Genomic DNA, 11,997 nt, shown 5'->3' with positions numbered 1-11,997 from the left:
AAAAACAGCGTACTTTATATTTATTAATCGCTTTGTTTGAAAACTGTGCAAACAGTTATAAAGAATAAAAAAAAAGTTGACTTGAAAGGGCAAAACCAGTTTAATACGCCGCACGCCCAGATAGCTCAGTCGGTAGAGCAGAGGATTGAAAATCCTCGTGTCCGTGGTTCGATTCCGCGTCTGGGCACCATTGTTTTAGTAATAGTGTTTAAATTAAATGATTAAAACATTATTACACGTGCCTTAGCACACAGTTTAGTGTGCCGACTTAGCTCAGCTGGTAGAGCAACTGACTTGTAATCAGTAGGTCAACCGTTCGACTCGGTTAGTCGGCACCATTTATTTTAGATAATTTGAAAAAGAGCACTGACTCGTAATCAGTAATTCATTCAGGTTATCCGCTCGACTTGGTTAGTCGGCACCATTTATTTAGATTTACTGTTAAACTCACGGTGAATCAGCACAGTTAATGTGCCTCGATAGCTCAGTCGGTAGAGCAGAGGATTGAAAATCCTCGTGTCCGTGGTTCGATTCCGCGTCGAGGCACCATTTATTGTTAGATATTTAGGTGTATGCGTCATCGAACTACGTTCGATTACAAAATACATACATGTATTTTGCCCTGCGGGCCATCCTTCGGATGTTAAAAATTGTTCCTGACAATTTTTTGCCGCCTCAGTGCACCATTTATTTAAGTTTATCAATCTTCAAAATTGATACGTGCCTTAGCACACAGTTTAGTGTGCCGACTTAGCTCAGCTGGTAGAGCAACTGACTTGTAATCAGTAGGTCAACCGTTCGACTCGGTTAGTCGGCACCATTTATTTTAGATAATTTGAAAAGAGCAACTGACTTGTAATCAGTAATTCATTCAGGTTATCCGTTCGACTCGGTTAGTCGGCACCATTTTTTAGATTTACTGTTAAACTAACGGTGAATCAGCACAGTTAATGTGCCTCGATAGCTCAGTCGGTAGAGCAGAGGATTGAAAATCCTCGTGTCCGTGGTTCGATTCCGCGTCGAGGCACCATTTATATTAAAGCCCTGCACTCGCAGGGCTTTTTTGTTTTTGAAATAAGTTGTTATTTAGATAATAAAGTTTACCTTCTACTTGGCAGTGATTTTTAATTCTAGCACCTAGCACCTTTCACTTTTAACCTTTTATCTTACTAATCCAGCACTTTAACGCATTGTATGCTAAGAGTTTGTAATGTTATGTAAAGTCAGTTGAGCTATTAGGGCTTGAGTGATTGAATTACACTCAGTAAAAGATGTATTCAGGGTAAAACATGAACGGGCAATTAAAGCCGAGTATTGTTGCATTATCTATGTTGTTTATTGGCGCATGCACAACCTCACCAACTCAACAAGAGCGGGTGCAACAGCTCGAAACACTGCCAAGTAACTGGCAGCAAAATTCTAGTAAAGAGATCGTTGCGGTTGTTGCTGATAATTGGTTGCAGCAACTAGAAAACCCACAAGTATTTGCACTTGTGGAGCAAGCGCTTAAATATAATCAAGCGCTATTGCAAGCAGGTTTTGATGTGGCAATAAAGCAACAGCAGCTACTAGCAACGGGTGCTGCGCTTTGGCCAAGCTTAGACTTATCGGCACGTACAAGCCGCAGTAAAGATAACCGCCCTGTTAGTTATAACAACGCAAGCTCAGCGGATGTTGGATTGAGTTATGAAGTTGACTTATGGGGCAAGCTTTCAGCAGCAGAGCGACAAGCAAACTTAGAATACTTGGCAGAGAAGGCAAGCTTTGAGCAAGCTCGTCAACAGCTTGTTGCTGATGTAGTAAGTGGTTGGTTCAATGTGATCACCGCTCAACAATTATTAGAACTCTATAAACAAAGAGAAAAAATTGCAGAGCAAAATCTTTCGATTATTGAGTCGGGTTATCGCCAAGGGCTTAATGAAGCGTTGGATGTGTATTTGACTCGTAATGAACTCAACACTGAACGCTCTAATATTGCCGAGCAGCAAGCAACCTTAACAGAATCAATTCGTGTACTCGAGCGTTTAACTGGTGAATACCCGAAAGGGGCATTGAGCGTTGATGCTGATTTACCTTTACTCGATAACCCCATTCCTATCGGCCTGCCATCGGAGCTGATCACTCGTAAACCAAGTTTAATGGCAAGTTGGTATCAATTATTAAGCACTGATGCTGGTTTAGCTTATGCTCACAAACAACGATTTCCTAGCTTAAATCTGACTGCGTCATTAGGTGATAGCACTGATAGGGTTAGCGATTTATTTTCGCCTTCAAGTTTAGCGTGGTCGCTAGTGGGCAGCATTGCTATGCCAATATTTGATGGCGGTCGCTTGGCTGCTAATGAAGAGCAGGCGCGTTTGACAGTGAAACGTCAAGAGCAAGTTTATCTTGAGTCATTATACGATGCGTTTAGTGATGTGGAAAATGCGATTACCCAAGAGCAGTCACTGCAGCAACGATACGAGAAAACCCTCGAAGCACAAACTAACGCTATTACAGCAGAGCAGCTCTCGTTTGAACAGTATCAAAGTGGTTTAGTTGATTACACAACCGTATTAGATGCGCAAGATCGTTCCTTCACTGCGCAAAACTCAGTGATCAATATCAAAAACCAATTAATCCTAAATAGAATAAAGCTACATATTGCCCTTGGTGGCGATTTTTCCGAGCCTAACCAAGAGTCAGAAGAGCAATAATTATGAACAGTAAACTTCGTAAATTTCTAATTCCAACTATTATAATTGCAGTTACTGCGACGTTGATTGTCGTTATTAAAGGTAACCCACCTGAAACCAGACGTTTTGGCTCTGCTCCTAAAGCAAATGTCACTGTGGCTGTTTCTCCACTAGAAGCTAAGCCGTATCAAATAATGATCAATAGCTTTGGCACTGTAAAACCGCGAACACAAAGTATGTTAGTGTCGCAAGCATCTGGGCAAATCATTAAAATTAGTGACCGATTTCGTGAAGGTGGCTTTTTTGATAAAGGTGAAGTGCTACTTGAATTAGATGATAGAGATCATCGTGCCGAGGTCAAATCTGCACAAGCTAATTTACTAAGTGCGCAACAAGCTTTGTTAGAAGAAGAAGCGCGTGGCAATCAAGCACAGACGGACTGGCAGCGCTTAGGTAATGGCCAACAAGCAAGTTCGTTAGTGCTACGTCAGCCACAATTAGCAGCAGCGCAAGCTGAGGTGTTATCAGCACAAGCGCAACTTGAAAAGGCTGAACTTGATTTAGAACGCACAAAAATTAGCGCTCCTTATGCAGGTAGAGTATTAAGTCGCAGTGTCGATTTAGGGCAAGTCGTTAATAATAATACAGAGCTTGCATCTATCTATGCTATCGACAGCGTTGAAATTCGTTTGCCGATTAAAAATAAAGACTTACCTTTTGTTGAATTACCGGAACAATTTCGTGATGGGGTGAGTAATGAGCAAGGTTCACCGGTAGTTTTTCGTTCTGATCTGGTTGGCTTGCAACAATGGCAAGGGCAAGTAGTACGTACTGAGGGCGCGATTGATTCATCGGCTCAGCAGCTTTATGTCGTTGGTCAAATCAATGATCCATACAAAGCAACTGCTAATAACCAATACCCAATTAAAATTGGCCAATATATAACGGCGCAAATTAAAGGTGTTGAAGTACAAGATGCTATCGTCATTCCAAACAGTGCTATTTACCAAGGCAGTTATGTGTATATTGCAGAGCAAGGTGTCTTAAAACGTAAAGACATCACCTTAAGATGGCAAAATGCCAATGATGCAATTATTGCATCGGGTCTAAAAGCAGGCGACAACTTAGTTATTACACCGCTTGGTCAAGTGAGCTCAGGTACCCAAGTAAATATTATGGGTGAGCAAGCTTACCAAAGTACGCGTGGTAATAAACAAGGCCGAGGTGAGCGCCCAACTAAAGAGCAACTGGAAGCTATGGCTAAAGAGCAAGGCATTTCAGTTCAAGAGCTAATGAAGCAGCGTCGCGAAGCTCGCGGCCAAGGAGCTAAGCAATGATAGCCTGGTTTACTAAAAACCATGTAGCCGCCAATCTATTGCTTATTAGTATTGTATTGGCTGGGCTATTTAGTTTATCAACCCAAATACCTTTAGAAGTCTTTCCTTCATTTGAAGCGGATCGGATTAGCGTAAGAGTAACTTTGCGCGGTTCCACTCCTGAAGATGTTGAAAAAGGTGTTACTATCCGCATTGAAGAAGCGGTACAAGATTTGGAAGGTATTGAGCAAATCTCTAGCAGCTCTTCTGAAGGCTCATCGTCAGTGACCATTGAGGTTGAAACAGGCTACGATGCGCGAGACTTATTGGCTGATATAAAAAGCCGAGTTGATGCCATTAATACTTTCCCAGTGGATGCAGAAAAGCCCGTTGTTGCCCTTGACCAACGTATACGCGAAGTAATAGCGGTGACGGTTTCGAGTGAATATGGTGAAAAAGAAACACTCGAGTATGCTGAAAAAGTACGTGATGATTTGCTACGTATTCCGTTAATTACCCAAGTTGAACTAAGCGGGGTGCGTGATTACGAAATTGCTGTTGAAGTAAGCCAAGATATATTACGTCAATATGATTTAAGCTTAGCGCAAATTTCATCTGCGATTTCTCGTTCAAGTACTGATGTCTCTGCGGGTAACTTAAAAACCGAAGGTGGTGAAGTACTTATTCGTTCAAAAGGTCAGGCCTATCGTAAAGATGAGTTTGCTCAAATTGTTGTTAAACAACAAGCTGATGGCACTATTATTCGTTTAGGTGATATTGCCAGTATTACTGATGACTTTGAAGAAACCCCTGTACGCACCCGTTTTAATGGTAAACAAGCTGCATTTATCGATGTTTATCGTATTGGCCCGCAAAGTGCTATTGGTGTGGCTGATGCAGTAAAAGACTACATTAATGAACAGCAAGATAGCCTACCACAAGGCTTTCAGCTCAGTTATTGGGACGATGATTCGCAAATTGTTAAAGGTCGTATTGCCACACTAACAACCAATGCGATTCAAGGTGGTATTTTAGTACTGGCACTACTGACACTATTTTTACGCCCAGCTATTGCGATATGGGTGTTTGTGGGTATTCCGGTATCCTTTATGGGCGCATTTTTAGCGATGCCGTTGTTTGGTATAACGCTCAATATAATGAGCTTATTTGGTTTTATCTTAGTACTGGGTATTGTTGTTGATGATGCGATTGTCACCGGTGAAAATGTCTACACTCATTTAAAAACCGCCGAGTCGGGTGAGCAAGCGGCAATTCGCGGTACGCAAGAAGTTGCAACGCCCGTTACCTTTGGTGTTTTAACAACGGTAGCGGCATTTTTACCGTTGGCATTTATTGAAGGTGGCCGTGGTGCTTTGTTTGCACAAATTCCTGTAGTGGTTATTCCGGTATTACTGTTCTCGTTAATTGAATCTAAATTTGTGCTACCTGCGCATTTAAAATACATCAAATTACGTAACCAAAAATCTGAGCCGTCTAAATTAGAACGACTACAGCAGCGTTTTGCAGATGGTTTTGAAATGGCGATTATGAAGTACTATCAGCCGATCTTGAACTTGGCGCTGAAAAATAAGCTGGCAACGGTAAGCTCGTTTGTTGGCATATTTTTAATAATTTTAACGCTTATATCGAGTGGTTGGACTAAGTTTGTATTTTTCCCGCGGATCCCAAGTGAAACTGTGCGAGCTAATATCACTTTCCCAGCTGGTACACCATTTGAAGTGACTAACAAATACATAGTGCTGATGTCAGATAAAGCTAAAGAGTTACAAGATAAATACCGTGATGAAGACGGCGAGAGTGTAATTCTTAATATCTTGGCAAGTACCGGGGGGCGTGGTGGTGCGTCAAATACAGGTTCAGTGCGTTTTGAAATCACGCCTGCTGAAGAGCGCGACTCAGATATTGGATCGCAGCAGTTATCGAGTGAATGGCGTGATTTAATTGGTGTGATCCCTGGGGTTGAAAGCATGACCTTTAGGGCTGAAATTGGCCGAAGTTCAGATCCAATCAATGTACAACTGTCAGGCAGTACCATTGAAACACTTGAAACCGTCGCTGAGAAAATCAAACTGCGTTTAGCCACTTATCCTACAGTATTTGAAATTGCAGATAGTTTGTCAGATGGTAAAGAAGAGCTGCAAGTTGAGCTGACCGATCAAGGTTTAGCACTTGGCCTAAATCGTACTGATGTATTACAGCAAATTCGTAATTCGTTTTTTGGCTCGCAAGCACAACGTATTCAGCGTGGCCGTGACGATGTCCGTGTGATGGTGAGATTACCATTGGATGAGCGTCGCTCAGTGGCAGATTTAACTGACATTTTAATTGACTTACCTGATGGTGGCACTGTGCCGTTATCTCATGTTGCAAAGTTAGTAACCGGTGAGAGTCCGTCGAGTATTCGTCGCATTGATCGTTACCGAACATTAAATGTCACCGCCGATGTTGAGAAAAACAACACCAATATGACGGTTCTTCAAGCTGACCTTAAAGGGTATTTAGACGAGCTAGTACAGCAATATCCTGGTGTTAATTACACCTTAGAGGGGGAAGCTAAAGAGCAGCGAGAGTCATTTGGCTCACTTGCTTGGGGCTTGTTGTTTGTGTTCTTTATTATTTATGCCTTACTAGCAATTCCGTTTAAGTCATACTTGCAGCCGCTAATTGTCATGAGCGTGATCCCATTTGGTATGATAGGTGCTGTGATGGGGCATTGGATCATGGGGATGGATTTAACCATTATGAGTATGCTTGGCATGCTTGCGCTGGTTGGTGTTGTCGTGAACGACTCTCTGGTATTGGTTGACTATATAAACAAAAAGCGCAGTGAAGGTGGTGATTTACTTGAAGCGGTCAAACGTGCTGGTGCAGCCCGTTTTCGCCCCGTTATGTTAACGAGTTTAACTACCTTCATTGGCTTAATGCCACTGTTGTTTGAAAAAGCCACACAAGCGCAGTTTTTGATCCCGATGGCGGTGAGCCTTGGTTTTGGCATTATCTTCGCAACTTTTATTACCTTGTTATTAGTACCCGTTAATTACTTATTGATGGAGCGAGTACAAGGCTGGTTTAAATAATTAATTATTCCCCACGACTAATTTGGTTGTGGGGAATAGGTTGCAAATTTCTCAAACTATTTTTTCAAGCTGAGGTAAACTAACTACAAAGTAGTTAAATTCAAAGGCTTCAACATGATTGAATACCCAGTTGACCAACTCCCTCAGCTTATTGATGAGCTTCTGCAATGTGATACCACAGAGCGTAAAAACAAACTTTTAGCCGATGCTAAAGAAATTCTCTCAACTGAGCATTTATCATTATTGTTTGAGGCATTGCCAAAAGAGCAGCGTTTAGATATTTGGCAGCTATTAGATGAAGATACCCAACACGAAATATTTATAAATTTAGGCGCAGACAGCTGTCGTTGGTTATTACAGTCTCTTGATGAAGCTGCGGGTTTTAAATTACTTGATGAAGTCAGTGTTGAAGAATTACTCGAGCTTGAAGAGGTTATCCCGGAGCGCTTTGTTGAATATGCTCGCCAACAGCTCGATGAAGTGCAAACTAAGCAATACGAATTAGCGCAGCAATACAATCCAGAACAATTGGGTCACTGGCTTGATTTTGATGCCATTAAAGTATCAGAAAAGCTAACTGTTGCGGGAGCGCGTAAAATATTACAAAAAGGCTTACCGCAATATACTGAAGTGATCTATTTGGTGAGTCGAAAAGGCACCTTAATTGGTCAGGTGTCAGTCAATGCATTATTTAAAGCGAATGATTCGGACACACTACTGAGTTTTGCTGAACATGATGTGGCATCATTACATGCTGATGATGACTTGTATGAAGCTGCTGAAGTGGTGATCCACAGTGAAAGAATGGCAATGCCTGTAGTGAATGTCGATAACAAATTACTTGGTCGCTTAAAAGTCACTTCAGCCTACGAATTACGTCAAGAAATAACCGATGAAGCTGCAGCTAAAGCCGGTGGTTTACGCGAAGACGAAGATCTATTTGCCAGCGTACGCAAAAGTGCTAAAAACCGAGGGATTTGGCTAGGTATTAATTTAGCCACGGCATTTTTAGCGTCGTGGTTTATTGGCTTGTTTGGTGCGACAATTGAACAAGTTGTTGCACTTGCAGTATTAATGCCTGTGGTAGCTTCAATGGGGGGGATTGCTGGCAGTCAAACACTTACCGTTATTGTACGTGGTTTAGCACTTGGCCAAGTTACAGATTCAAACCGAAAAGCTTTACTTAAAAAAGAGCTTCGAGTTGGTGCGGTAAATGGCTGTGTATGGGCTATGGTTATAGGTGTACTTACGTATGTGTGGTTTAGTGATGTGATGCTGAGTATTACTATTACAGTCGCTATTTTACTCAATTTAATAGCAGCTTCTTTATCTGGTGTAGTGATCCCATCGATTTTAGATAAAATGAAAATCGATCCGGCGTTATCAGGCTCGGTAATTTTAACTACTGTAACCGATATTGTTGGCTTTGTGACATTCTTAGGGTTAGGCAGCTTACTGTTGCTTTAATGTGTATAAACTACTTTAATACTACTTTATAAACAGTTATTTAAATAAAAGGAAAAGGGATGAGTATAGAGTTAAATGGAAAATTATTAATAGGGGCCTGTTTAGCAATTGTCAGTAATGGCGTTTTGGCAAATGATGATAAATTAACTGAAGACCCAACAAAAGTTGTTACGCAGTTAGGGGCTAGTTACTCAGATGAAGTTAAAGTCAGCGGTTCACTTAGTTTAGACCCAATAAGAAAGCTAAATGCAAGTATTAGTCTAGAAAGTGAAGAGTGGCGATTTGGTGGTTCTTGGTTATTTGATATTGGTATCGTCAATTTTAATTTTGGCAAGCAAGCATTTGACCATGGTGCTGAAAAAACCAGTTACAGTGTGGGTACATTCATACCGTTGAGCTACTTTGATATAGAACCTATGGGGTGGCAAATATTTGCTATGGGCGGATATAGTCACACTGAAGGTGATATTGCGTGTGAAACAGAGTCAAATAATTGCCCTATAATCGAAATGCCTTCTACGGATGGCTGGGTATTAGTACCAAATGCTACTAATGGTGGGTATTTAGGGGCTTTTGCATTAAAACCATTAGCAGGGAATTGGACATTAATTACTGCTGCTGCCTATTCAATGGGTTCTGATGACTACTCTGGTTATTTTGCAGCCTTAGGCGCTAGTTATCAAATAGATAAACGACAAAAGTTAAAGGTATTTGGTGCGACTCAAAATAGCGATTATGGCTCAGATACAAACCTTGGTGTAGGCTATACTTATCAATTCAATTAATTGCAGTTTTATTACTGGTTTATGAATTTTTATTGAATAAGTGGTTGCAGGCTATTAACTACTACTTTTATATAATATTGTAGCTATCTCACTAATACGAGATTCATCTATTTTAAAGGAAAGATAATGACTAAGAAACCAGCTAAAGCTAAGAAAAACGACGTAAAACTTGCTAAAAAAGAAGTGAAATCAATTAAAAAAGAAATCAGCGCACGTAAAGAAAAAGTAGCAAAACAAAAAGCAAAAATTGGTAAGCTTAAAAAAGCACTGAAAAAAGTGGCGTAATTTCGCCACTCAAACATGCTGATGACTGATATGTAGCTTATTTATCAGTCATGGTATGTAAATAAACCGTTCTTTGGTAATTATGAAATATTTTTAAATTGCCAGATCACTTCTTTGTTATCATCTTTTGCCAGCGCACAGCTCCCGATATAATCGTGTAATATTTGTTAATATCCTTAAGCAAATATGTTTTAATCAATATATCGCTTTACTGCATTTCGACTTCATGAGAGAAATTTACTTTTTTTTAGTTACTTTTATGTGCATTACATCCAAGGTAACTCATTCATCTGAGCACTTTAGCGATCACGAACAGTTTTGCTTACAGCAACCCGAAAAAGAGTGCTTAACCTATATAAATGAAGTCATCGAGCAATCGGCGTTACACTCAACCCAATGGTATAAAGCTAAGTCTTATTTATTTGATTATTACTATGACAAAAATGACTACGCAAGCTTAAAGCTTGTTGTTGAACCCTTTGCAGATCGAAATGATTTACCTAAAGTTTTTAAAGTGCAAACGTATTTTTATTACGCCAAAATGTTACGTTATTACAATGATAATGAACGTGCAAAAGTATATGCAACCAAAGCTTTTAACGATATACAGCAAATGTATGAATCGTTTTCAGATCCAATGCGGATACTGGAGTTGGCTAATTTACAGTATGTTTTTGGTAATAAAGAAACGGCTTTCCAAATGCTATTAAAAACCGAACGAAAATTTGGTAAAAGTAAAGACCCCATTTTCAATTTTGAATTACACTCTAATAAGGCAAATGCTTACCATGCTCTTGGTGACCTAGAAAATGCTAGAAAGAGCCGCAAGCAAGCACTTGACTGGATTTACCCCACACAGCATCAAAATAAAATTATTGTAGCGCAAGGCAATTTAGCTCGTACTTATCAGTTGCTCTCAGAGTATAAGCAAGCAAATAAATACTATGTTGCAGCATTAGGCAATATGGTCACCCCAAGCGATGACATTATAAAGGCAACCTATAAGTTAAGGTTGGCACAGGTGAATTGGCAAGCTGCAGATAATGAGCAGGCTATAAAGTGGCTAGCAGCGGTGGATCACGCGTATTTGCGCCCGCACCATTTAACGCTTTATAATCAGCTTAAAGCAAACTTACAGCAACACTAAGATTTATTTAAATTACTATTTGGCACTAAATACTAATGCTAATTTTATTTCTGCCATCTGACTTTGCTCTATATAATGCAGTATCTGCAGCGCATATAAGCGCTTCACAAGTACGATATTGATTATTAAATTCGCAGGCAATACCTTGGCTAACACTAATCTTAACTTCTGGCGGTAAGCCAATATCTGTAAATGTCATGGCATTAATTTGTTGTTGAATATGTTTAGCAACAACGCTGGCACTGTCACGATTACAACGCGGTAATATAACCGCAAATTCTTCACCGCCATAGCGAGCTGCTAAACAGTCTCTTGATGGTATACATTGTAAAATCACTTTAGCTATTTTTTGCAAACACTTATCGCCTTTAATATGACCATAGCTATCATTAAACTTTTTAAAGTGATCAACATCAATGAGTATACTACTCAATGGCTGGTGGCTTTGAATGCTTTCTGACCAATATTTATTTAATGATTCATCTAATGTGAAACGATTAGCAAGCCCAGTTAAATGATCTGTAGATGCTTGTACTTTTAATTTGTTATATGTCGCTTTGTGAATACTTAAATCATGTAGAATGCAGACATAAAGTTTTTGTGCAGATGCTATACTTTCTGGCATATTAGAAATAGATAAATCGGCTTCCAGTATACTGCCATCCGCTTTATTTATTTTTACTTCATTAGGACCAAAGTTAAGGCGAGTATCTTTTATATCTAACCAGTTTAGTAACGTATACATGTATTTGTCGCGATCAGTTTCGTGTAAAAACTGTAGCAAGCTTTGCCCAATCAATGATTGCTGAGAGTTACCTAAAAGTTGTGCCGCCATCGGATTAACAAACTCAAAGGTGCCTTGCTCATCGATGATAAAAATACCTTCACTGGTGTCGTTGAATAATTCAATTAAAGCACCAAACTGTAAATGAGAGAGGCAGGTTGAAAGGCTTTTACCAGTTGTTGCGGATTGCTTAATTACACTAAGTATTTGGTTATTGTTGTTTGTTTGCTTAGACACGTTTGATCCTTCGCTTTCGCATACGTTTTGGTGTCTATAAATTTACTTAAAAAAATGCAAATAAACCTTCTGGTAACCTTCTGGTTTTAATATGTTGAATTGTAATGTTTTATTTTAAATATTGAAACATTCAAACGCTAAGGATCTTGCTTGTTTAGGTTTGTTGATTGCAGACTGGGCTCAGGCTTAATTTTTCGCTCTTA

General features: G+C 39.8%; 8 protein-coding genes and 5 tRNA genes. 12 read left to right on the top strand and 1 reads right to left on the bottom strand.

Translation table 11 applies throughout. The features are described 5' to 3' along the window. Window positions 1-114 precede the first annotated feature (114 nt). From PHAL_RS0118000 to PHAL_RS0117945, 12 genes are all read left to right on the top strand, one after another. Window positions 115-190 (top strand) — tRNA-Phe (locus PHAL_RS0118000). Between the two features lie 72 nt (window positions 191-262). Beyond that, window positions 263-338 (top strand) — tRNA-Thr (locus PHAL_RS0117995). 135 nt (window positions 339-473) lie between these two features. Continuing rightward, window positions 474-549: transfer RNA gene (locus tag PHAL_RS0117990), tRNA-Phe, on the top strand. A gap of 195 nt (window positions 550-744) precedes the next feature. Beyond that, window positions 745-820: transfer RNA gene (locus PHAL_RS0117985), tRNA-Thr, on the top strand. A 134-nt stretch (window positions 821-954) separates the two neighbouring features. Next, window positions 955-1,030, top strand: a tRNA-Phe gene (locus PHAL_RS0117980). A gap of 259 nt (window positions 1,031-1,289) precedes the next feature. Further along, a complete protein-coding gene (locus PHAL_RS0117975) occupies window positions 1,290-2,696 on the top strand; it encodes an efflux transporter outer membrane subunit (RefSeq protein WP_016709824.1) in 1,407 nt (468 codons plus the stop codon). A 2-nt stretch (window positions 2,697-2,698) separates the two neighbouring features. Next, the gene (locus PHAL_RS0117970) at window positions 2,699-4,012 is read left to right on the top strand and encodes an efflux RND transporter periplasmic adaptor subunit (RefSeq protein ID WP_016709822.1); all 1,314 of its coding nucleotides are present in this window, start codon (window positions 2,699-2,701) and stop codon (window positions 4,010-4,012) included. Further along, a complete protein-coding gene (locus PHAL_RS0117965; protein ID WP_016709821.1) occupies window positions 4,009-7,089 on the top strand; it encodes an efflux RND transporter permease subunit in 3,081 nt (1,026 codons plus the stop codon). The genes PHAL_RS0117970 and PHAL_RS0117965 overlap by 4 nt, the downstream gene beginning before the upstream one ends. Before the next feature lie 114 nt (window positions 7,090-7,203). Further along, complete coding sequence (locus PHAL_RS0117960) at window positions 7,204-8,556, top strand: magnesium transporter (RefSeq protein WP_016709820.1); 1,353 nt, start codon at window positions 7,204-7,206, stop codon at window positions 8,554-8,556. Between the two features lie 59 nt (window positions 8,557-8,615). Beyond that, the gene (locus tag PHAL_RS0117955; RefSeq protein WP_016709819.1) at window positions 8,616-9,341 is read left to right on the top strand and encodes a hypothetical protein; all 726 of its coding nucleotides are present in this window, start codon (window positions 8,616-8,618) and stop codon (window positions 9,339-9,341) included. A gap of 126 nt (window positions 9,342-9,467) precedes the next feature. Continuing rightward, window positions 9,468-9,626 carry a hypothetical protein gene (locus PHAL_RS24395; protein WP_016709818.1) on the top strand — a complete coding sequence of 53 codons (159 nt, stop codon included), beginning with the start codon at window positions 9,468-9,470 and terminating at the stop codon, window positions 9,624-9,626. Between the two features lie 259 nt (window positions 9,627-9,885). Beyond that, complete coding sequence (locus PHAL_RS0117945) at window positions 9,886-10,773, top strand: tetratricopeptide repeat protein (RefSeq protein ID WP_029216228.1); 888 nt, start codon at window positions 9,886-9,888, stop codon at window positions 10,771-10,773. A 25-nt stretch (window positions 10,774-10,798) separates the two neighbouring features. Here the strand turns inward: PHAL_RS0117945 and PHAL_RS0117940 are convergent, their stop codons facing one another. Continuing rightward, window positions 10,799-11,794, bottom strand: a complete 996-nt coding sequence (locus PHAL_RS0117940) for a GGDEF domain-containing protein (protein WP_016709816.1) — start codon at window positions 11,792-11,794, stop codon at window positions 10,799-10,801. Window positions 11,795-11,997: the final 203 nt, after the last annotated feature.

The organism is Pseudoalteromonas haloplanktis ATCC 14393 (genome assembly GCF_000238355.1).
Taxonomy (GTDB): domain Bacteria; phylum Pseudomonadota; class Gammaproteobacteria; order Enterobacterales; family Alteromonadaceae; genus Pseudoalteromonas; species Pseudoalteromonas haloplanktis.
The sequence above is the reverse complement of the archived record's forward strand: the minus strand, read 5'-3'. Positions and strand labels throughout refer to the sequence as shown.